At 68.4% G+C, this 19,369-nt stretch carries 24 protein-coding genes, 1 tRNA gene and 4 pseudogenes; 13 read left to right on the top strand and 16 right to left on the bottom strand.

Translation table 11 applies throughout. The features are described 5' to 3' along the window. Positions 1 to 317, bottom strand: a pseudogene (locus MVA01S_RS21365) (amidohydrolase family protein); the annotation flags it as partial. Between the two features lie 51 nt (positions 318 to 368). Here MVA01S_RS21365 and MVA01S_RS21360 point away from each other — a divergent pair. Continuing rightward, on the top strand, positions 369 to 1,208 hold the full coding sequence (locus tag MVA01S_RS21360) for an AraC family transcriptional regulator (protein ID WP_081529183.1): 840 nt from the start codon (positions 369 to 371) through the stop codon (positions 1,206 to 1,208). A gap of 4 nt (positions 1,209 to 1,212) precedes the next feature. Here MVA01S_RS21360 and MVA01S_RS21355 read toward each other — a convergent pair whose 3' ends face one another. Beyond that, complete coding sequence (locus tag MVA01S_RS21355) at positions 1,213 to 1,857, bottom strand: TetR/AcrR family transcriptional regulator (protein ID WP_040543028.1); 645 nt, start codon at positions 1,855 to 1,857, stop codon at positions 1,213 to 1,215. A gap of 81 nt (positions 1,858 to 1,938) precedes the next feature. On the opposite strand from MVA01S_RS21355, the gene MVA01S_RS21350 reads away from it, so the two are divergent. Next, positions 1,939 to 2,211: a WhiB family transcriptional regulator gene (locus tag MVA01S_RS21350; protein ID WP_003933417.1), complete on the top strand. Its 273-nt coding sequence runs from the start codon at positions 1,939 to 1,941 to the stop codon at positions 2,209 to 2,211. Between the two features lie 2 nt (positions 2,212 to 2,213). Here the strand turns inward: MVA01S_RS21350 and MVA01S_RS21345 are convergent, their stop codons facing one another. Further along, positions 2,214 to 3,086, bottom strand: a complete 873-nt coding sequence (locus tag MVA01S_RS21345) for an alpha/beta fold hydrolase (protein ID WP_003933418.1) — start codon at positions 3,084 to 3,086, stop codon at positions 2,214 to 2,216. A 190-nt stretch (positions 3,087 to 3,276) separates the two neighbouring features. Here MVA01S_RS21345 and MVA01S_RS21340 point away from each other — a divergent pair, with 190 nt between their 5' ends. Further along, positions 3,277 to 3,528, top strand: a complete 252-nt coding sequence (locus tag MVA01S_RS21340) for a hypothetical protein (protein ID WP_003933420.1) — start codon at positions 3,277 to 3,279, stop codon at positions 3,526 to 3,528. A 138-nt stretch (positions 3,529 to 3,666) separates the two neighbouring features. Here MVA01S_RS21340 and MVA01S_RS21335 read toward each other — a convergent pair. After that, positions 3,667 to 3,749: transfer RNA gene (locus tag MVA01S_RS21335), tRNA-Leu, on the bottom strand. A gap of 93 nt (positions 3,750 to 3,842) precedes the next feature. Between MVA01S_RS21335 and MVA01S_RS32380 the strand changes: the two are divergent. Both MVA01S_RS32380 and MVA01S_RS32105 read left to right on the top strand, forming a co-directional pair. Further along, positions 3,843 to 3,917, top strand: a pseudogene (locus tag MVA01S_RS32380) (hypothetical protein); the annotation flags it as partial. Positions 3,918 to 4,355: 438 nt separating this feature from the next. Further along, entirely contained in the window at positions 4,356 to 4,607 is a 252-nt protein-coding gene (locus MVA01S_RS32105; RefSeq protein WP_237024197.1) for a hypothetical protein, read from the top strand. 18 nt (positions 4,608 to 4,625) lie between these two features. Here MVA01S_RS32105 and MVA01S_RS21325 read toward each other — a convergent pair whose 3' ends face one another. Further along, positions 4,626 to 6,116, bottom strand: coding sequence for an AAA-type ATPase lid domain-containing protein (locus MVA01S_RS21325; protein ID WP_003933422.1), 1,491 nt, complete (start codon positions 6,114 to 6,116; stop codon positions 4,626 to 4,628). A gap of 157 nt (positions 6,117 to 6,273) precedes the next feature. Between MVA01S_RS21325 and MVA01S_RS21320 the strand changes: the two genes are divergently transcribed. The 7 genes and pseudogenes from MVA01S_RS21320 to MVA01S_RS21290 form a co-directional block, all read left to right on the top strand. Next, the gene (locus MVA01S_RS21320) at positions 6,274 to 7,311 is read left to right on the top strand and encodes an amidohydrolase family protein (protein WP_003933423.1); all 1,038 of its coding nucleotides are present in this window, start codon (positions 6,274 to 6,276) and stop codon (positions 7,309 to 7,311) included. After that, positions 7,308 to 8,036, top strand: a complete 729-nt coding sequence (locus MVA01S_RS21315; RefSeq protein ID WP_003933424.1) for an iron-sulfur cluster assembly protein — start codon at positions 7,308 to 7,310, stop codon at positions 8,034 to 8,036. The genes MVA01S_RS21320 and MVA01S_RS21315 overlap by 4 nt, the downstream gene beginning before the upstream one ends. A gap of 10 nt (positions 8,037 to 8,046) precedes the next feature. After that, positions 8,047 to 9,078: an NAD(P)-dependent alcohol dehydrogenase gene (locus MVA01S_RS21310; RefSeq protein ID WP_003933425.1), complete on the top strand. Its 1,032-nt coding sequence runs from the start codon at positions 8,047 to 8,049 to the stop codon at positions 9,076 to 9,078. Positions 9,079 to 9,095: 17 nt separating this feature from the next. Continuing rightward, the gene (locus tag MVA01S_RS21305; protein ID WP_003933426.1) at positions 9,096 to 9,419 is read left to right on the top strand and encodes a putative quinol monooxygenase; all 324 of its coding nucleotides are present in this window, start codon (positions 9,096 to 9,098) and stop codon (positions 9,417 to 9,419) included. Between the two features lie 60 nt (positions 9,420 to 9,479). Beyond that, the gene (locus tag MVA01S_RS21300; protein ID WP_040543030.1) at positions 9,480 to 9,875 is read left to right on the top strand and encodes a hypothetical protein; all 396 of its coding nucleotides are present in this window, start codon (positions 9,480 to 9,482) and stop codon (positions 9,873 to 9,875) included. After that, entirely contained in the window at positions 9,872 to 10,216 is a 345-nt protein-coding gene (locus tag MVA01S_RS21295; protein WP_003933428.1) for a DUF3817 domain-containing protein, read from the top strand. Before MVA01S_RS21300 ends, MVA01S_RS21295 begins: the two co-directional genes overlap by 4 nt. A 40-nt stretch (positions 10,217 to 10,256) precedes the next feature. Beyond that, positions 10,257 to 11,357, top strand: a pseudogene (locus MVA01S_RS21290) (acyltransferase family protein); the annotation flags it as partial. Positions 11,358 to 11,383: 26 nt separating this feature from the next. Here MVA01S_RS21290 and rdgB read toward each other — a convergent pair. From rdgB to clpS, 11 genes are read right to left on the bottom strand one after another with little or no spacing between them, the layout of a single operon-like run. After that, positions 11,384 to 11,992 carry an RdgB/HAM1 family non-canonical purine NTP pyrophosphatase gene (rdgB, locus tag MVA01S_RS30580; RefSeq protein ID WP_003933430.1) on the bottom strand — a complete coding sequence of 203 codons (609 nt, stop codon included), beginning with the start codon at positions 11,990 to 11,992 and terminating at the stop codon, positions 11,384 to 11,386. Positions 11,993 to 11,997: 5 nt separating this feature from the next. After that, the gene (rph, locus tag MVA01S_RS21285) at positions 11,998 to 12,780 is read right to left on the bottom strand and encodes a ribonuclease PH (protein WP_003933431.1); all 783 of its coding nucleotides are present in this window, start codon (positions 12,778 to 12,780) and stop codon (positions 11,998 to 12,000) included. A gap of 34 nt (positions 12,781 to 12,814) precedes the next feature. Then, positions 12,815 to 13,588 (bottom strand): cyclic nucleotide-degrading phosphodiesterase, encoded by a 774-nt coding sequence (locus MVA01S_RS21280; protein ID WP_003933432.1) that lies wholly within the window; start codon positions 13,586 to 13,588, stop codon positions 12,815 to 12,817. Between the two features lie 58 nt (positions 13,589 to 13,646). Next, positions 13,647 to 14,477: a glutamate racemase gene (gene murI / locus MVA01S_RS21275; RefSeq protein ID WP_003933433.1), complete on the bottom strand. Its 831-nt coding sequence runs from the start codon at positions 14,475 to 14,477 to the stop codon at positions 13,647 to 13,649. Beyond that, positions 14,474 to 15,160: a rhomboid family intramembrane serine protease gene (locus tag MVA01S_RS21270; protein WP_040543032.1), complete on the bottom strand. Its 687-nt coding sequence runs from the start codon at positions 15,158 to 15,160 to the stop codon at positions 14,474 to 14,476. The genes murI and MVA01S_RS21270 overlap by 4 nt, the downstream gene beginning before the upstream one ends. Beyond that, entirely contained in the window at positions 15,151 to 16,113 is a 963-nt protein-coding gene (locus MVA01S_RS21265; protein WP_003933435.1) for a cysteine synthase, read from the bottom strand. The genes MVA01S_RS21270 and MVA01S_RS21265 overlap by 10 nt, the downstream gene beginning before the upstream one ends. Before the next feature lie 10 nt (positions 16,114 to 16,123). Continuing rightward, positions 16,124 to 16,396, bottom strand: coding sequence for a MoaD/ThiS family protein (locus MVA01S_RS21260; protein WP_003933436.1), 273 nt, complete (start codon positions 16,394 to 16,396; stop codon positions 16,124 to 16,126). A gap of 25 nt (positions 16,397 to 16,421) precedes the next feature. Further along, positions 16,422 to 16,835 (bottom strand): M67 family metallopeptidase, encoded by a 414-nt coding sequence (locus MVA01S_RS21255; RefSeq protein WP_003933437.1) that lies wholly within the window; start codon positions 16,833 to 16,835, stop codon positions 16,422 to 16,424. A gap of 12 nt (positions 16,836 to 16,847) precedes the next feature. After that, complete coding sequence (locus MVA01S_RS21250) at positions 16,848 to 17,870, bottom strand: P1 family peptidase (protein WP_003933438.1); 1,023 nt, start codon at positions 17,868 to 17,870, stop codon at positions 16,848 to 16,850. 16 nt (positions 17,871 to 17,886) lie between these two features. Beyond that, positions 17,887 to 18,471, bottom strand: coding sequence for an oxidative stress transcriptional regulator AosR (gene aosR / locus MVA01S_RS21245; protein ID WP_003933439.1), 585 nt, complete (start codon positions 18,469 to 18,471; stop codon positions 17,887 to 17,889). A gap of 7 nt (positions 18,472 to 18,478) precedes the next feature. Beyond that, positions 18,479 to 18,793: an ATP-dependent Clp protease adapter ClpS gene (gene clpS / locus MVA01S_RS21240; RefSeq protein ID WP_003933440.1), complete on the bottom strand. Its 315-nt coding sequence runs from the start codon at positions 18,791 to 18,793 to the stop codon at positions 18,479 to 18,481. Between the two features lie 121 nt (positions 18,794 to 18,914). Here clpS and MVA01S_RS21235 point away from each other — a divergent pair. Continuing rightward, a pseudogene (locus MVA01S_RS21235) lies at positions 18,915 to 19,369 on the top strand (nicotinate phosphoribosyltransferase); the annotation flags it as partial.

Raw genomic sequence — 19,369 nt, 5'->3', positions numbered from 1 at the left:
GGAAAGCACATCGAGGCGAGGATGCCGTTGCGGTTCATGTCCCGCACCCGTTCGTGGACGTCGTACACCCCGGGACGCATCTCGGCGAAGCCAGCGGGATCGCGACCCCATTCCTCGGCCGGCCAGGACACCACGGCGTTGAGACCGCTGACTCCCTGCGGCCTGCCCTGGTACATCCACTGATCGACGCCCTTTTCGTCGGTGACGACGATCGGCGCCTCCTCGCGGTACTTGGCGGGGACGTGGCGCAGGAACATGTCCGGCGGCTCCACCACGTGGTCGTCGATGCTCACCAGGATCAGGTCGTCTGTGTTCATGTCTCTCCTCGCGTCCGCGCCTGCATCCCTCAAGTAGTACCGTCTGCATGCGTGACCGTCTCTGCATCTTCGGACAGACTCTTGTCCGCAGCGGCCGACCTCCCGCGGCGCCGGGTGATCGACCTGCGTCGCGGTGGCCACGCGCTCGGCGGCAGTTACCTGTACGAGGGCGACGCGCTCATCACCGGGTGGCACTCGCACGACGTGCACCAGATCGAGTACGCGCTGCACGGTGTCGTCGAGGTGGAGACGGACTCCGCGCACTACCTGCTGCCCCCGCAACAGGCGGCATGGATTCCGGCCGGGCTCGAACATCAGGCGGTGATGAATCCGGACGTCAAGACGGTGGCCGTGATGTTCGACCCCACCCTGATCCCCGACGGCGGTGACCGGGCCCGCATCCTGGCGGTGTCACCGCTGATCCGGGAGATGATGATCTATGCGCTGCGCTGGCCGATCGAGCGGACCGTCGGCGACGACATCTCCGACGGCTTCTTCCGGACACTGGCGGTGCTGGTGTGTGAGGCGCTCGACCACGAAGCACCGCTGAGCCTGCCCACCTCGGATCACCCGATCGTCGCCGCGGCGCTGGACCACACGAAGAAGAATCTGGACACCGCGACGTGTGCCGACGTCAGCCGGGCGGTGTCGGTGTCCGAGCGCACCCTGCGTCGGTTGTTCGCCGATTCACTCGGAATATCTTGGCGCACTTACCTTCTGCACGCACGGATGCTGCGCGCGATGGCGCTGCTGGCCGGTCCGGCGCAGACCGTGCAGGAGACGGCGACTGCGGTCGGGTTCGACAGTGTCAGCTCGTTCACGCGCGCCTTCACCCAGTTCTGCGGTGAGACGCCCTCGGCCTATCGAAAAAGGGTCGCCGACGCGTCCTGAGCGCTCAGTCAGCCGCGGGGAGCTGAAAAAGCCCTTCAGTCAGCAGTGAGTCGACCGCGGTCTGCCACCGCCGCAGCTGCACCGGTGAGATGAACGGCTCCGCGAGATGCCGGTCGAGGTGCGACCGGAGGCTGATGGCGCCCAGGGCAAGCACCAGCCCGTTGATCGCCGCCCACGTCACGTCGACGTCCGGGCGGAGTTCACCGCGGTCTTTCCGCTGTTGCCACCGCACGACCCCCGCGGCGAAGAGCGTGTCGAAGATCCTCGCGCCGACGGGGCTGCCGTCGACGAGCGCGCGGCCCATGTAGGCCGCCACGTCGGGTTCTTCGGAGAAGAGTTTGTTGATCCTGTCCCCGATCTCGACGACGGAACCGCCGGGCGGCTCCGTCAGCGGACGGTCGAACGTCGTGGCGATCAAGCCGAGCACGTAGTCGTCTACTGCGCTGATCAAGCCCGCTTTCGTAGCGAAATGGTGCTGCACCAGACCAAGGGAGACCCCAGCCGCCGCGGCGACGCCGCGCATCGTGGTCGACGCGGCGCCGTTGGCCGCCAGACTGCACAAAGCCGCGGCGCGAATTCTCTCGATGTTGGACGGTTCGGCGCCCGTCCGCCCTGTCTCTGTCGCCACAGTGATCACCGTAGACAACATCGCCCCCAACCGAGCCCCGCAATACATCGGTATTGTTATTACGGTACAAACGTATTGGCCGTATCGGAAGGGAAGGTGTCCGTGAACTCGATCCGCATCGACGAGGAAGCGTGGACCGCGCCCTGCACGCAAGACCCCGACCGATGGATGGTCGCCGCCGACGAGGGCGCCAAGTCGCTGTGCCGTGCCTGCCCCCGGCGCTGGCAGTGCGCGCGCGACGCCTGTGTGACCCCGGGCGCCACCGGGTTGTGGGCAGGCATCGTGCTGCCTGAGGGGGGCCGCAACCGGCAGTTCGCATTGAGGCAGCTGCGGTCGCTGGCCGAACGTAACGGGTACTCGGCGACCAGGCGCTGAACCTAGCTGCTCGGCATCGGGGCGCTGGAAGGCTGCCCGGTCGAGGCGATGAAATCCTCCAACAGGTCAACGACCTGGTTCGGTGTCTCGACATGGGGGAAGTGACCGACGCCGCTGAGCACTTCAAGCCGGCAGCCGGGCCGGTGCCGGTCGAGTTCGTAGCCGTGCTCGACGGGGATGACGTGGTCCTGGTCGCCCCAGATCACCATCAGCGGCATCTCCGCCGTCAAATGCATCCGGTTCAGCGCGCTCACCGCCTGTCCGCGGTAATCCACCACGGACCTCAGCGTGCGCAGGAACGCCTGGCGGGTCTGCGGGTCCGACAGCGAGGCGTAGGCGCTCCACATCTCCGCACCCCGGGGCGACTGGATGTTCGCCGCGGACAACCACCCGCGCAGTCGGTCGCCGGCCTTTACCACCGGCGGCGGCGCGATGACCGGCAGCAACAGTTCGGCCCCCGGCGCCGACAACAGGCGCAGCGTCCACCCGACGTCCTGACCGAGACCGCCACTGCTGATCAGCACCAGTCGCCGGCAGTAGTCGGGATGCTGATAGACGAACTGCATGGCCACCCCACCGCCCAGGGACTGGCCGACGACGGTGACTGAGGTGATCCCCAGTTCATCGAGGAGGTCGCGGAGTCCGACGGCGAATGCGCCCAGCGAGTAGTCGCTCCGGGGTTTGGCGGACTCGCCATGCCCGAGCAGGTCGGGCGCGATCACCCGATAGCGCTTCGCCAGCTGCGGCAACACCGCCCGCCATGTATTCGAGCTTCCGGCCATCCCGTGCAGCAACAGCAGGGTTTCTTCTCCGTGACCGACGTCCCGATAGGCGACGCGGTCGCCGTGCAGATCCACGTACTTCAGGTCGCTCATGTGTCGTCCCCATCCGACGGATATCCCACCCATGTTCCCCTAGATCCCCGGCAGTACGCGTTCCGTGCCCATCGCAACTCCATGCGGGCTGAGTGAGCGGCGTCACCGGCTGGCGCTGACGCCGAGGTTTCATGCGGTGACGGCGGGGTAATTATCGGGCCAGTCAGCGTGAATCGAGAAGGAGACGGGCATGCCCGACCGGGCCGAAGGCAACCGCGGTACAGACGATCCGTTCAACGAGACCGTCGCCACGACCGGGCTCTTCCTGATCATCACCGCGATCATCTCCCTGGCGTTCGCGCTGGCGAGCTGGGGTATGTCGGAAACGCTGATCGCCGTCTTCGCGGGCGCCGTCGCACTCGTCAGCTTCACCTCCAGCATCCTGTGCTTCAAGAACCAGGCCGACGAAGCCGCTCCGGTCGCCGCAGAAGTCACTGCCTGAGCGACCTCACGGCGGTTTGTCGACAGCCGGAACCCGCAGCGGTGACGCATGACGTCTGGGTCTTTACCGACGCCAGGGCACACGATGGTGGCGCGGCCCACGGCCTAATGTCTACGACCCGGGCCCGGCCAATCCAAGTGCGCGAGGGGGGACTCGAACCCCCACGCCCATAGGGCAATGGAACCTAAATCCATCTCGTCTGCCAGTTCCGACACTCGCGCTAAGCTCGCCGATCTTAGCGCGACTTCTGCGCCATCCCCCTGTCGGACATCGTCGATACCGTCTGCGACAAACAGCGTAGGACGGGGGTCGAATTGAGGTCCAGAGAACAGTTCGAGGAAGTCCTGCGGCTGATCTCGACCGGCCTGAATGATTGCGAGATAGCCAGACAGACGGGTATTCCGCGGAAGACAGTGTGGCAGTGGCGGTGTGAACCAGGTGCTGGACTTCGCGCTCGGGCAGGGTCGCCGGAGTGCGGTATCGAGCACAACTTTGCAGTTCTGCCCGCGAAACCCTATGCGTACCTTCTCGGCCTCTATTTAGGCGACGGCTGTGTCTCCCGTGGAGCGAGGACATTCACACTGCGCATCTCCTGCGACAAGCGATATACGGCGATCATTCAGCGGTGTCGCGAAGCTATCGACGCGCTGTTTCCCGGTCAGCGCGCCGGCGTCTACGCGCGTAAGAGTGGTTGCGCTGACGTCTACCACTGCTCCAAACATTGGCCGTGCCTGCTCCCCCAACACGGGCCCGGCCGCAAGCACCTTCGCAAGATCGCTCTCGAGCAGTGGCAGCAGGAGATCGTCGACCGCGAGACCGCGGAGTTCGTGACGGGCCTTATCCACAGCGACGGCTGCCGCGTGGTGGCCAACGACCGTGGAGTTCTCAGCGTCAGATACCACTTCAGCAACCGGTCCGAGGACATCATCGGACTGTTCACCGCTGCGCTGGACCGGTTGGGCATCACGTGGCGGCGCTCCGACAGGTACACCGTGTCCGTCTACCGCAAGGCTGCGACGGCCCGCTTGGACGAATTCATCGGGCCCAAGGACCGCGCGCTACCGCTGCACTGTGCCTGAGGCGGATCAGCGGGTGACTCACTTGTGCTGGCGCGGCATGTCGATGTCGTACTGCGCGATCTTGCGATAGAGCGTGGCCCTGCCCATCCCGAGTTCGTGCGCGGCTTCGGCCATCGTGACGGAGCCGGCGGCCAACACGCGGATGATCTCGCCCCGCTCGAACGCCTCGATGCGCGAGAGATGACGGGTGTCACCCGCCAGCACTTCGGACGGCAGATGCCTGACGTCGACGATGTCGGTGCGGTTGACGGCATGGGTGACGACCTGCCTGAGCTGATCGGCGTTGCCCGGCCACCCGTAACCGGTCAGGGCCCGTGCCGCAGCGGCGGTGAAGGAGACGTCCCGACCGCGGGCCCGACGTGCCACGTGCGCTGCGAGCGCCACGATGTCGTCGGGGCGCTCACGCAACGGCGGCACCTCGACGACCGTCTCGACCAGACGCGCCAACGCCGCCGGGATGTCGGTGAACCGCTCGGCTGTCACCGCGAACTGGACCTTGGCACCGGGGCCACCGGCGCTGCGGAGCACGAGCGCATGCAGCCTCTCGGCCGCCCACGCCGGCAGCTGGTCGACGTCGCGGACGATGACCGCCGTGTGCGACTTGCCGAGTTCGGGTGTCCACAACCCGAGCCACGTCGAGATGTCCTCAGGCTCAGGCACTCCCGCGGACAGGATCCGATCGCGCGGATGGGCGTGACGGGCCGCCTGACCGAGCAGCGTCGCCCGGCCCGCGCCCGGCTCACCGATCGCGGCGACGACACTGTCCGACGTCATCGCGCCCTCGGCACGCCGGACCGCCGCGTTCCATGCCGGCGACAGCGCGTGCACCGTGCCCGATCCCGGTTCGAGGTGCGGCATCTCCACTCGGAACACCTGACCGCGCGGCGTCGGCCGGGTCCGCCGGCCCGACCCCCGCGCCGACATCAGCGCAGCGGTGTTGCTGGCCGCCGAGCGGGCCAGTGCCAACAGCAGATCGCTCGAGGAATGCGACCACGTCGTCAGGTTGACGCTGCCCTCCAGCCGGCCCGATGTGGGGTCCAGCACCGGTACCGCGGCGCACGTGAACAGGTTCAGGCTCAGCGCGTAGTGCTGGTTGGCCCGGACCAGGGTCGGCGCACGGTCGGCCAGGGCCAGGCCGAGCCCGTTGGTGCCCACCTCGCGCTCGGAGTAGGCGAACCCGGGCGCAAGGTGCACGGCGTCCAAGGCCGCCACCAGGGACCGGTCGCCGGACAGCCGGGACAGCACCACGCCGTCAGCGTCGGTGAGCATCAGGCTGACCGGTTCGCCGGACAGCGTGCGGTGAAGATCGGCGAGCACCTCGCTGCCGCACTCGAAGAACAGCGAGCTGAGGTTCTCGGTGCCGGTGAACACCGGCTCGACGCTCTCCAGGGAGATCCCGTAATCCTCGCTGCGCTGCCATGAGGCCAGCAGCCGTTCCGGCACGGCGCCCGGTCGGTCACCGCGCGCGGGATCGCGAATCCCGGCCCGTTCAGGCACACCATCGGGCATGTGATCCACGTTACAAACTCTGGCAAGCCCACGCGGCCGGCGCAGCCCCGCCGGCGTCTCAGATTGAGACGGCAGGCCCCTCGGAAGCGGCGCCCGGCGGATCTAACCTCAGATCCAGGCTGTGACAGCCATCACACACAGCCTTCGAAGGAGACCGATGTTCACCAAGGACGGCACCAGCTACTTCATCGTCGACGCCCACATCGCCCTGTGGGACGCCCGACCCGAGAACCAGCGCAACATCCACGGTAAGCAGTTCATCGACTGCTTCTACGACTACCACCGCAACCTGTCGCCGGACGCGGAGGTCTGGAGCTACGAGGACTACCTCTACCAGGGCGGCGAACGGCTGATGCACGACCTGTTCGACGTCGGCTATGTCGACCACGCGATCTTCCAGCCGGCCCACCTCGGCGAGTTCTACTACAAGGGATTCGGGCAGACGGCCGAGGCCTCCGAACTGGCCAGAGCGCACCCGGACAAGCTGACCTACAACCACCACTTCGATCCGCGCAACGGGGAGGTCGGCCTCGAGCAGCTGCGGCTGGACGCGAAGAAGTACGACCTCCAGGGCGTGAAGCTGTACACCGCCGAGTGGCACGGCGAATCGCGCGGCTGGAAGCTCGACGACCCGTGGGCCTACCGCTACTTCGAAGCCTGCCGCGAACTCGGCATCCGCAACATCCACGTCCACAAGGGCCCGACGATCCGGCCGCTGGACCGCGACGCGTTCGATGTCGCCGACGTCGATCACGTCGCCTCGGACTTCACCGACCTGAACTTCATCGTCGAGCACTGCGGCCTACCCCGACTGGAGGACTTCTGCTGGATCGCCACCCAGGAACCCAACGTGTATGCCGGTCTGGCCGTAGCGATCCCGTTCATCCACACCCGGCCCAAGTACTTCGCCCAGATCATGGGCGAGCTCCTCTACTGGATCGGCGAGGACCGCATCTTCTTCTCGTCCGACTACGCGCTGTGGACCCCCAAGTGGCTCATCGAATCGTTCGTCGACTTCAACATCCCCGACGAACTCGGCGAGTACCCGCAGATCACCACTGACCAGAAGAAGAAGGTCCTGGGCCTCAACGCCGCCAAGCTCTACGACATCCCGGTGCCGGCCGAACTGCAGTTGCCCGATGCCGACGAGCCGGCCGTCGGTCCCCGCGGCGCCGACGAGATGGCCAACGCGTGACCCGCTCCGACGAGGCGTTCGCCGCACTGGCCGCGGTGGTCGACCCGGAACTCGACGAGCCGGTCACCGATCTGGGGTTCGTACGTTCGTTGCTGGTGTCGCCGTCGGGCGACATCGAACTGCACCTGAGGTTGCCGACGTCGTTCTGCTCGCCCAACTTCGCCTACCTGATGGCGTCAGACGCCAAAGATGTCCTGGTGGCGCTGGCCTGGGCCCGGCACGTGGTGGTCGAGCTCGACGACCACCACGACTCGGCGATCATCAACGCGGGCCTGGCCGCCGACGCGGGCTACCGGGGCACGTTCGGTCACGAGGCAGAAGAGTCGCTCGACGAACTGCGCGAGACGTTCAGACGCAAAGCGCACACCGCCGCGATGGAACGGTGTCTGACCGCGCTGCTGCGGGCCGACCGCTCCCGGTCGGAGGAATCGTTGGGCACCGTCACCCTCGGTGAGCTGCCCGACGACGACCTCACCTCGGCGCTGCTGCGCCGCCGCGCGGCGCTCGGTCTGCCCACGCGCGACACCGAGGCAGTGCTGGTCGACCATCTCGGGCACCGGTACGACGACGTGCCGATGGCGATCCGCCGGGCCCGCTCGACCCGCATCTCGATCGACGGCAACGCCCACTTCTGCCGGGGGCTGCTGCACACCCGGTACGGCGACGAGCCGGCGGCGTTCTTCCCCCCAACCGCCCTGCTGCCCAAATACCAAGGAGCACACTGACATGTCCACCATGCGCGCTGTCCAGGTCGTCGGCTACCACCAGAATCTGGAGATGACCGAGCTGCCGGTACCCACGCCGACCGGGCCGTTCGACGTGATCGTCAAGATCGGCGGCGCCGGGGTCTGCCGCACCGACCTGCATATCCTGGAGGGTCAGTGGGCCGACAAGTCGCAGGTCCAGCTGCCCTACACGATCGGCCACGAGAACGCCGGGTGGGTGGCGGCAGTCGGGTCGGCGGTGACCAACGTCAGCGAGGGCGACAAGGTCATCGTGCACCCGCTGATCACCTGCGGTTTCTGCCGTGCCTGCCGCTCCGGCGACGACGTCCACTGCGAGGCCAACCAGTTCCCCGGCATCGACACCAACGGCGGCTACGCCGAGTACCTGAAAACCTCTGCCCGCAGCGTCGTCCGGATCGACGACGCGCTGGAACCGTCCGACGTCGCCGCCCTCGCCGATGCCGGGCTGACGGCCTACCACGCGGCAGCCAAGGCGGCCCGGCGACTGGGACCGCGCGACCGGGTCGTCGTGATCGGCGCCGGGGGGCTGGGCCACATCGGTATCCAGGTGCTCAAGGCGCTGTCCCCGGCGGAGCTGATCGTCGTCGACCGCAACCCGGAGGCTCTGAAACTCGCCGAGTCGATCGGCGCCGACCACGGTGTGGTGGCCGACAGCGGGTCGAAGGTGATCGACCAGGTGCTCGAACTCACCGACGGCAACGGCGCCGAGGTGGTCATCGACTTCGTCGGAGAGGGCGGCGCGACCGCCGAAGGCGTGGCCATGCTGCGCCGCGCCGGCGACTATCACGTCGTCGGCTACGGCGAGAACATCGACGTGCCGACCATCGACATCGTGTCCAGCGAGATCAACTTCATCGGCAACCTGGTCGGCTCCTACAACGACCTGTGCGACCTGATGGCCCTGGCGGGCCGTGGCAAGGTCAACCTGCACACCCAGAAGTACTCGTTGGACGACTTCCAGTCCGCCATCACCGATCTCGACAACGGCAACGTCCGCGGTCGAGCCATCCTGATCCCGTAGAAGGGCGTGTGATCTCCGTGATATTCATCGTCGTGAAGTTCCGGCCCAAGCCCGAGTACATCGAGAACTTCCCCGACCTGGTGGCCGAATTCACCCAGGCCACCCGGAACGAGCCGGGCAACATGTGGTTCGACTGGTCCCGCAGCCTCGAGGATCCGTCGGAATACGTGCTCGTCGAGGGGTTCCGCGACGGTGCCGCCGGCAAAGAGCACGTCAACGCCGAGCATTTCAAGAAGTTCATCGCCGACACCCCGGCGCTGCTGGCGTCCACCCCGCTCATCATCAGCCAGACAGTGGATGCGACCGGTTGGTCGGAGATGGGCGAGATGAAGGTCGGCTAGCCAGGTCGGCCGGTGTCGTCGCGATCGCGGAGCCGGAGCGGGACACGGTACCTTTGAACGGTGTCCACTACACGGCGTAGGAGGCCGGCGCTCATCCTGCTGATGCTCGCCGCCGCTGCCGGCTGCCTCGCGCTGGCGTGGTGGCAGTGGACCCGTTACGAGTCGACGTCGGGCAGTTTCCAGAACCTCGGCTACGCATTGCAGTGGCCGCTGTTCGCCGGCTTCTGCGTGTACGCATATTTCAAGTTCGTCCGCTACGAGGAAGCCCCGCCCGAGCTGCATCCGAGCGACGCGGTCACCGAGATCCCCGCCGGCCTGCTGCCGGAACGACCGAAGGCCGCGGGCGGGACCGATGCCGATGCCACGTTGCGGGAGTACAACGCCTACCTCGCCGACTTGGCCAAAGCCGACGGTGAACACCAGAAGACGCAGCAGACAAGAGGAACCGGTACGTGAGCGCACCCGAATCCCCCGCCCCCATCGTTCCCGTCGAGGCCGTCCGCAAGGCACTGACCGGATACCGCATCCTGGCCTGGGCGACCGGGCTGTGGCTGATCGCCCTCTGCTACGAGATGGTGATGAAGTACGCGTTCCACGACGACTCCCTGGGCTGGATCGCGGTCGTGCACGGCTGGGTGTACTTCGTCTATCTGCTGTTCACCGCGAACCTGGCGGTGAAGGTGCGCTGGCCGATCGCCAAGACCGTCGGCATCCTGCTCGCAGGCACCATCCCGCTGGTCGGCATCATCGTCGAGCACTTCCAGACCCAGAACATCAAGACGCAGTTCGGCATCTGACCCGGGTCTGCCGGGTGCACCGATAGCTACACTCGGTGCGGTGTCAGCCAGCCCCGGCGTGCGCTGCGGCGCTCCCGTGGCCGCCCACCGTCCAACGTCCCGTGATCCCGCGCTGACCGGTCTGCGGGCGGTCGCCGCGTTGCTGGTCGTCAGTACGCACGCCGCATTCGCCACCGGCTACCTGGCCCACGGTTATCTCGGCGCCATGTACGCCCGCCTGGAGATCGGTGTCGCGATCTTCTTCGTGCTGTCCGGTTTCCTGCTGTTCCGTCCCTGGGTGCAGGCCGCCGCCGACGGCCGCAGGCCTCCTTCTGTGCTGCGCTACGGGCGGAAGCGCTGGCGCCGCATCGTGCCCGCGTACGTCGTCACCGTCGTCGCCGTCTTCGAGATCTACACGGTCTTCGCGCCGGGCCCCAACCCGGGACAGACCTGGCACGGGCTGCTGCGGTACCTGACCTTCACGCACATCTACGCCGACGACTACGTGGTGACACTGCTGCACCCCGGCCTGTCGCAGATGTGGAGCCTGGCCGTCGAGGTGTCGTTCTACCTCGCCCTCCCGGTCCTGGCGTTCCTGGTGCTGCAGGTGCTCGGGCGCGGCCGGTGGCAGCCCGCGCGGGCCCTGGCCGGTATCGCGGTCCTCGCCGCGGTGACCCCGGTGTGGCTGGCCGTGGTGGTCGGCACCGACCTGCTGCCGAACTCGGCGGGCATGTGGTTGCCCGCCCACCTGGCGTGGTTCGCCGGCGGGATGGCCTTGGCGGTGCTGGAACGGGTCGGCGTCCGCTGCGCCGCGATCGTCGCGGTACCGGTGGCCGTCGTGCTCTACCTGGTGGTCTCGACCTCGCTCGGCGGCACGCTGTGGGGCCCCGATCCGGCCTGGACACCGATCGTCAGGTCACTGCTGTACGCGGCGATCGCGACGCTGGCCGTCACGCCGGTGGCGCTGGGTTGCCGGGATTCGTACGCGCGGGTGCTGGGCAGCCGGCCGATGGTGTGGCTCGGCGAGATCTCCTACGAGATCTTCCTGGTGCATGTCGCGGTGATGGCGCTGACGATGTACCTGGTGCTCGACTGGCCGCTGTTCACCGGTTCGATGCCGGGCCTGATCGCTGCGACGCTGGCGCTGACCGTCCCCGTGGCATGGCTGCTGAACCGGGTCACCCGCCCTCAGACCAGGGAGCGCAGCGACGGCAGCAGCGCCGCCAGCGCGCGGCCCCGGTGCGAGGACGCGTCCTTCTCCGCCGGACTCAGCTCGGCGGCGGTCCTGGCGGAACCGGCGGGCAGGAACACCGGGTCGTAACCGAATCCGCCGTCGCCGCGGGGCGCGCGGACGATGCTGCCCGGCCACTCCCCGCGGACCACCACCGCGTCGCTGGGGGCAGGGCCGAACACCACCGCGCATGCCGACACGAACGCCGCGCCGCGACGGTCGTCGGGCACGTCGGCGAGCTGCCCGAGCAGCAGCGCGGTGTTCGCGGGATCGTCGCCGTGCCGGCCCGACCAGCGTGCGCTGAGCACACCGGGCATGCCGTTGAGCGCGTCGACCTCCAGACCGGAGTCGTCTGCGACGGCGGGGATGCCGGTCGCGGTGTAGGCGTCGCGGGCCTTGGCCAACGCGTTCTCCTCGAACGTCGCCCCAGTCTCGGGCGCCTCGTCGAACGGCGGAACGTCATCGAGCGACAGCAGGGTCAGTTCGGACACGCCCGCGGCGTCGAGCACGCGGCGCAGCTCGGCCAGCTTCTTATGGTTGCGGCTGGCGACCAGCAGACGCGACATCGCGGTCAGCTCCCGAAAGGCTTCTTCGCGGGTTCGGCCGACGACGGCAGCTGACCGGGGTACGGCAGCGCCAACGCCGTGCGCTGCACCTCGAACAACTGATCGCAGGCGACCATCGCGACGTCCAGCATCTTGTCCAGGGTGGACCGCGGGAACGTCGCGCCCTCGCCGGTGCCCTGGATCTCGACGAGCGTGCCGGTGTCGGTCGCGACGACGTTCATGTCGACCTCGGCGCGTGAATCCTCCGTGTAGGGCAGGTCGACGCGGATGCGGCCGTCCACCACACCCACGCTGACCGCGGCGATCGCGCAGGACAGCGGACGCGGATCGGAAAGCTTGCCCGCCGCGGCCAGATAGGTGACGGCGTCCGACAGCGCCACGTACGCGCCGGTGATGGCGGCGGTGCGGGTGCCGCCGTCGGCCTGCAGCACGTCACAGTCGATCGCGATGGTGTTCTCCCCCAGCGCGGCCAGGTCGATGCAGGCGCGCAGAGACCTGCCGACCAGCCGGCTGATCTCCTGGGTGCGCCCGCCGACCCGTCCCTTGACCGACTCGCGGCCGGACCGTTCGTGGGTGGCGGCGGGCAGCATCGCGTATTCGGCGGTCAGCCAGCCCTGCCCGGATCCCTTGCGCCACCGGGGCACACCCTCGGTGACGCTGGCGGTGCACATCACCCTCGTCTGCCCGAACTCCACCAGCACCGAACCGGCGGGATGGGTGGTGAATCCCCGGGTGATGGTGACCGGGCGCAGTTCGTCGTCGAGGCGGCCGTCTTCTCGTCTGGACACGGGCCAACCCTAGCCGGTCAGTACCGGCGGCCTCTCAGGAGCGCGTGACCTCGAAGGTCTCGTTGCACACCACTGCGTGCACCGGGCCGTCGAACTCGGCCTTCGCCTCGCTGATCACGTCCTCGCGCGACGTCCACGGCGGGATGTGGGTCAGCAGCAGTTCGCCCACGCCGGCGCGGGCGGCAGCGCGACCGGCTTCGGCACCGGACAGGTGCAGGCGTGGGGGCCGGTCCGGCGAGTCCGTCCATGACGCCTCGCACAGGAACACGTCGGCGCCGCGGGCCAGATCGATCAGCGCATCGCAGTAGCCGGTGTCGCCGCTGTAGACCAGCACCGCCCCGGAAGGATCGGTGATCCGCATCCCGTAGGACTCGGTCGGATGACACACCAGGCGCGGCAACACCGTTAGCGCGCCCATCTGGACGGGCTGGTTGTCGACCCAGTGCCGGATCTCGAAGATGTCGGTGAAGTCGTCGATCTCGCCGCCCTCGGGCGAGGACGCCTGACCGAGGCGGGCCCACGTGTTGGCGGGGCCGTAGACGAACCCTCGCTCCTGCGCCGGCGTCGGGTGGTACCGCCGCCAGACGAACAGTCCGGGCAAATCCAGACAGTGGTCGGCGTGCAGATGCGACAGCAACACGTGGACGGAGTTCGGGTCCGCGTGACGCTGCAGCGCGCCGAGGACACCACCGCCGAAATCGAGCACCAGCGGCGGCGTGTCGGGCGCGGTGACGAGATATCCCGACGCGGGCGAATCAGGACCGACCACACTGCCGGAGCAACCGAGTACGGTGATTCGCACGCTCACTAGCTTGCCATGCCCGACATCGCCATGACGAAAACATCGCCGCTTTCGGGGATGAAGGTCATGTTCGGGTACCGGCGTGACGCCGGACAGGCCGAACCCCGTCGAGCGTGGGCCCGAGAAAGCGCGCCGCCAGCGCGGTGAACGCGTCCGGGTCCCCGGTGGCCTCGAACTGCCGGCGCGGCGCCGCCGGATCCGCCGGGTGCGGTCTCAGCAACTGCTGCTCGGTGAGCACCCGCAGCAGATCCTTGGCGGTCTCCTCGGCGCTGGACACCAGCGTCACGTGGTCGCCCATCGCCAACTGGATGAGACCGGACAGCATCGGATAGTGGGTGCATCCGAGCACCAGCGTGTCGACCTCGGCGCGCTGCAGCGGCTCCAGGTACCCCTCGGCCAGTCCGAGCACCTGCCGCCCGCTGGTGACGCCGCGTTCGACGAAGTCGACGAAGCGCGGGCACGCCACCCCGAACACCTCGATGTCGCGGGCCGCGGCGAACGCGTCCTGGTAGGCGCCCGAGGCAATGGTCGCCTCGGTGCCGATGACGCCGATGCGGCCGTTGCGGGTGGCGGCCACCGCGCGGCGCACGGCCGGCAGGATCACCTCGACCACCGGGATCGGGGCGTACCGTTCGCGCGCGTCCCGCAGGCACGCCGACGACGCCGTGTTGCACGCGATGACCAAGGCCTTGATGCCACGGCCCGCCAGGTCGTCGCCGATCGCCAGCGCGTGCGCACGGATCTGCGGGATGGTCAGCGGGCCGTACGGCCCGTTGCCGGTGTCGCCGATGTAGATGATGTCCTCGTCGGGCAGCTGGTCGATCACCGCGCGCGCCACCGTGAGACCGCCCACCCCGGAGTCGAAGATCCCGATCGGCGCCTGCGGGCCGGTCATCGGGTCGGGTACGGCGGGGTCGTCGCGGGCGCGCGTGACTGGCGCGCCCGACGCTCGGGACCCGACAGCAGGTAGGCCGCCAGCACCCCGGCGGCCGCACCGCACAGGTGGCCCTGCCAGGACACGCCGAACGTCCCCGGCAGCACGCCGAGCAGGATGCTGCCGTAGATGAACAGCACGACGACCCCGACGACGATCTCCCAGATCTTGCGGGTGAAGAAGCCGAACACGATCAGGAACGTGAGCCAGCCGAAGATCAGCCCCGACGCGCCGATGTGGTTGGTCTCGACGACCGTGCCGTTGTAGGTGGGCGCCCCGAGGTTGCCGATCAGCCAGGTGCCGAGGCCGCCGACGATCCACACGATCGCCGTCGCGTAGAGGAACCGCGACAGGCCGGACAGCGTCATCAGGAATCCGAGGACCAGTGCCGGGCCCGTGTTGGCGATCAGGTGTCCCCAGTCGGAGTGCAACAGCGGGGCGAACAGGATGCCGGACAGCCCGTCGGTCTCCAGCGGGCGGATCCCGTTCCCGTCGAGGCGATGTCCGGTCAGCGAGTCGAACAGCTCGACGATCCAGAGCAGCAGGACGAACGACACGATGGTGACCCCGCCGACCACCCACGCGGGCCGCTTCGTCGGCTCCGCAGGCAGAGCTGGGTATCCACCGGTGCCCGTCACGCCCAAAGCTGCCCTTCCAACGCGTCCTCCGCGTCGTCCAGGCTACCGGCGTAGGCGCCGGTCGACAGGTACTTCCAGCCCGCGTCGCACACGGTGAACGCGATGTCGGCGCGCTCCCCCGCCTTGACCGCCTTGGCCGCCATCCCCAACGCCGCGTGCAGGATCGCGCCGGTGGAGATACCCGCGAAGATCCCCTCGGTCTGCACCAGCTCGCGGGTGCGCCGCACCGCGTCATAGGAACCGACCGCAAAGCGCGTGGTCAGCACGTCCGGGTCGTACAGCTCGGGGATGAAGCCCTCGTCGATGTTGCGCAGCGCGTAGACACCCTCGCCGTAGCGGGGTTCGGCCGCCACGATCTGCACTCCGGGGACGTGCTCGCGCAGGAACCGGCCGGTGCCCATGAGCGTGCCGGTCGTGCCGAGGCCGCCGACGAAGTGGGTGATCTCGGGGAGGTCGGCCAGCAGTTCCGGGCCGGTGCCCTCGTAGTGCGCGGCCGCGTTGGACGGGTTGCCGTACTGGTACAGCATCACCCAGGAGGGATGTTCGGCGGCAAGCTCTTTGGCGTGCGCCACCGCGGTGTTGGAACCGCCCTCGGCGGGCGAGTAGATGATCCGCGCGCCGTAGAGCTCCAGCAACTGCCGCCGCTCGATCGAGGTGTTCTCCGGCATCACACAGACCATCTGGTAGCCCTTGAGCAGGGCCGCCATCGCCAGCGAGATGCCGGTGTTACCGCTGGTCGGCTCCAGGATCGTCGCCCCGGGCTGCAGCCGGCCTTCGCGTTCGGCGTCCTCGATCATCCGCAGCGCGGGCCGGTCCTTGATCGACCCGGTCGGGTTGCGGTCCTCGAGCTTGGCCCACAGCCGCACGTGCGGCGACCCGTCCCAGGCCGGCGACAGCCGCTGCAACCCGACCAGGGGGGTGTTGCCGAGCGCTTCGAGCAGTGAGTTGTAGCGCGTCATCGGGGAGTGCTCAGCCTCCTGCGACGGCGGGCAGGATCGTCACCGAGTCGCCGTCGGAGATCGCGGTCTCCAGGCCACCGGAGAACCGCACGTCCTCGTCGTTGACGTAGATGTTGACGAAGCGGTGCAGCTTGCCGTTATCGACGAGACGCTCCGAGATGCCCGAGTAGTTGGCCTCGAGATCGGCGATCACGGCCTGCAGCGTGTCACCGGAGGCGGACACGCGCTTCTCGCCGCCGGTGTGGGTGCGCAGGATCGTGGGGATGGATACAGAGATAGCCACGGGACTGACTCCTTCAGGGTTGTCTTCAGTACTGCTCGACGATGGTGACGGGCTCTTCGGTGACGACGCCGTTCACGATGCGGTAGCTGCGCAGCTCGTGTTCGTCCGGGTCGCGGGTGGAGATCAGCACGTAGTGGGCGTCGGGTTCTGCGGCGATGTCGACGTCGGTGCGACTCGGGTAGGCCTCGGTGCCGGTGTGCGAGTGATAGATGACGACCGGCACCTCGTCGGCTTCGTCCATCGACCTCCACACCCGTAGGTGCTCCATGGAGTCGAACCGGTAGAACGTCGGCGAACGTTCGGCGTTGGTCATCGCGATGAACCGCTCGGGCCGGTCGGAACCGTCCGGGCCCGCGATGACGCCGCAGGCCTCGTCGGGATGGTCGGCACGGGCGTGGCTGACCATGGCATCGACCAGGTCAGCACGGATCGTCAACACTGCGCAGTCCTCTCACTCGAACGCTCCCGGCAACAGACCACGGTATGTCGGTATTCCGGCGACCGGGTCGGCGGCCAGCACCGCGACCATCACAGCGCGTGCGAGCACCTCGGCCGCCGCCGCGCCCACGGCGGTCACCAGCGGCAGTTCCGGTGTCATCGAGGCCGGCGTCGTCGGGTCCGGATTGACTTCCACCGCGCCGGTGGCCAGCGCGAACACGGTGTCGCCGTCCAGCGGGGTGTGGCACGGGTTGATGGTGCGGGCCAGCCCGTCCTGGGCCGCGACGGCCACCCGCCGGCAGGCGGCCTTGCTCAGCGCCGCATCCGTGGCCACCACCGCGATGGTGGTGTTGAGCGGGCTGAGTTCGCCGTGCCGGTCGATGTAGGCGGAGAGTTGGTCCCCGGGCGGCGCGACGAGCCCGAACTCTTCGACGTGGGACGCCAGCCAGGGCAGCCCGGTGGCCGGGTCGACGACGTCGCCCGCGGAGTTCACCACGACGAGCGCACCGACGGTGACGCCCGAATCCAGCAGGACCGACGCCGTCCCGACACCGCCTTTGAGGACGCCGGCGCGCGCGCCGACCCCCGCCCCGACGGTGCCGATCGCGGCGTCGTCGCCCGCCGCGGCGGCCGCCCGATAGCCGAAGTCGGCATTCGGCCGGCACTGCCAACCGCCGACCGGAAGATCGAAGATCACCGCCGACGGCACGATCGGGACCACGCCACCGTCGAGTGCGACGCCGCGGTTGTGCTCCTCCAGCCAGGTCATCACACCGTCGGCGGCCGCCAGCCCGAACGCGCTGCCGCCGGTCAGCACGACTGCGTCGACGTGGCGCACCGAGTTGCTCGGGTCGAGGAGGTCGGTCTCCCGACTGCCCGGGGCGCCGCCCCGCCCGTCGACCGCGCCGGTGGTGCCCGGCGGGGTCAGCACGACGGTGGTGCCGGTTGCCCAGCCCGACCCCAGCTCGGCGTCGTCGTCGAGCCGGTGATGGTGGCCGACGAGAATGCCGCCGACGTCGGTGATCGATCCGCTCATCGCGGTGCCCAGACCGTCACCGCGACGGATCCATCAGGCAGATGACCAGGTATTCCTGCAGCACCGTCAGCCACTGGTAGACGTCGAGGTGGCCGGCCATCGGGTGGTCGCCGGGCAGCCGGTCGGGAATCTCCGAACCCACCCCGAGCATCGTGCCGAGCGCCAGCCGGACGTCGTTGACGGCTGCCGCCCACGCGTGCGCGTCGTCCTCGGACAACTCGAATTTGCCGCCGGCGGCCGGGACGGTGTCCAGCAAGCGTTGGGCCGCTTCACGTTTGGCGTCGATGATGGCAGGTTCGTGCAGGCTGCGAAGCGCGCTGTTCAGGCTTTCCGCGGGACCGGACCCGGCCGGATGCTCGGTCGCCGGCCGGTAGAAGTCCGGCAGCAGACGTTTGAGCGTATCGTCTTGCGGCGGAACAGAATTGCCGGTTCTCATACCGGTGATCTCGGCGAGTTCGTCCACCGGACCGGAGCTCTCCCGAGTATCGAGCATGCCCAGCAGCGAGGTGACCAGACTGCTCAGCAACTCGGCCTCGTGTGCGGCCAGTGCCGACCGATACCGCGGGCCGTCGGCGCCCTCGACCCGTTTCCATTTACGCACAGTGAATTCAGCGGTCCTGTTGCAGTGTCGCCCACAGCCCTGCGGCGTGGAGCCTGGTCACATCGGCCTCCATCGATTCCCGGCTACCCGCCGACACCACGGCCTTGCCCTCGTGGTGCACCTGCAGCATCAACTTGGTGGCGTGGGGTTCGCTGTAGCCGAAGAGTTTCTGGAAGACGTAGGTCACATAGGTCATCAGGTTCACCGGGTCGTCCCAGACGATGGTCACCCACGGCGTGTCGGTGGCTTCGTCCGTTTCCGGGTCCAAGCGCACATCACGGTCTTCGCGGGTGCCCGGTCGGGCCTTGGCCGGCGTCACCATGCGGCCAGAATACCGGGGTCCCGGACGCGCCTCGAACCGATACGGTGACCGTGTGCCCCTGCCGCCTCCGGACCTGTCGGACATCTCTGTGGCGTTGCTCACCGACAAGTACGAGCTGACGATGCTCGCTGCAGCACTGCGCGACGGCACCGCGGCCCGGCGCAGCACCTTCGAGGTCTTCGCGCGCCGGCTGCCCGGCGGGAGGCGGTACGGCGTCACCGCCGGCACGGCGCGGTTCGTCGAGGCGCTGGCGCGCTTCCGCTTCGACTCCGACGCGTTGACCCTGCTGCAGGAGTTCCTCGACGACACCACGCTGGGCTTTCTGGCCGACTACCGCTTCACCGGTGACGTGGACGGCTACGCCGAGGGCGAGCTGTACTTCCCCGGCTCACCGGTGCTGTCGGTACACGGCAGCTTCGCCGAATGCGTGATCCTGGAGACGCTGGCGCTGTCGATCTTCAACCACGACGCCGCGGTGGCGTCCGCGGCGGCGCGGATGGTCAGCGCCGCGGCCGGCCGGCCGTTGATCGAGATGGGTTCGCGCCGCACCCACGAGCAGGCCGCGGTCGCCGCGGC

The sequence above is a fragment of the Mycolicibacterium vaccae NBRC 14118 = CIP 105934 genome (genome assembly GCF_001552715.1).
Taxonomy (GTDB): Bacteria; Actinomycetota; Actinomycetes; order Mycobacteriales; family Mycobacteriaceae; genus Mycobacterium; species Mycobacterium vaccae.
The sequence above is the reverse complement of the archived record's forward strand: the minus strand, read 5'-3'. Positions and strand labels throughout refer to the sequence as shown.

Excerpts from the sequence above, each read along its gene's own strand:
- MVA01S_RS21355 (WP_040543028.1), bottom strand. The coding sequence starts at position 1,857 with ATGTTGTCTACGGTGATCACTGTGGCGACAGAGACAGGGCGGACGGGC.
- MVA01S_RS21345 (WP_003933418.1), bottom strand. The coding sequence starts at position 3,086 with ATGAGCGACCTGAAGTACGTGGATCTGCACGGCGACCGCGTCGCCTAT.
- MVA01S_RS21340 (WP_003933420.1), top strand. The coding sequence starts at position 3,277 with ATGCCCGACCGGGCCGAAGGCAACCGCGGTACAGACGATCCGTTCAAC.
- MVA01S_RS21325 (WP_003933422.1), bottom strand. The coding sequence starts at position 6,116 with ATGCCCGATGGTGTGCCTGAACGGGCCGGGATTCGCGATCCCGCGCGC.
- MVA01S_RS21320 (WP_003933423.1), top strand. The coding sequence starts at position 6,274 with ATGTTCACCAAGGACGGCACCAGCTACTTCATCGTCGACGCCCACATC.
- MVA01S_RS21310 (WP_003933425.1), top strand. The coding sequence starts at position 8,047 with ATGCGCGCTGTCCAGGTCGTCGGCTACCACCAGAATCTGGAGATGACC.
- rdgB (WP_003933430.1), bottom strand. The coding sequence starts at position 11,992 with ATGTCGCGTCTGCTGGTCGCCAGCCGCAACCATAAGAAGCTGGCCGAG.
- murI (WP_003933433.1), bottom strand. The coding sequence starts at position 14,477 with ATGACCGGCCCGCAGGCGCCGATCGGGATCTTCGACTCCGGGGTGGGC.
- MVA01S_RS21265 (WP_003933435.1), bottom strand. The coding sequence starts at position 16,113 with ATGACGCGCTACAACTCACTGCTCGAAGCGCTCGGCAACACCCCCCTG.
- MVA01S_RS21250 (WP_003933438.1), bottom strand. The coding sequence starts at position 17,870 with ATGAGCGGATCGATCACCGACGTCGGCGGCATTCTCGTCGGCCACCAT.
- clpS (WP_003933440.1), bottom strand. The coding sequence starts at position 18,793 with ATGGTGACGCCGGCCAAGGCCCGACCGGGCACCCGCGAAGACCGTGAT.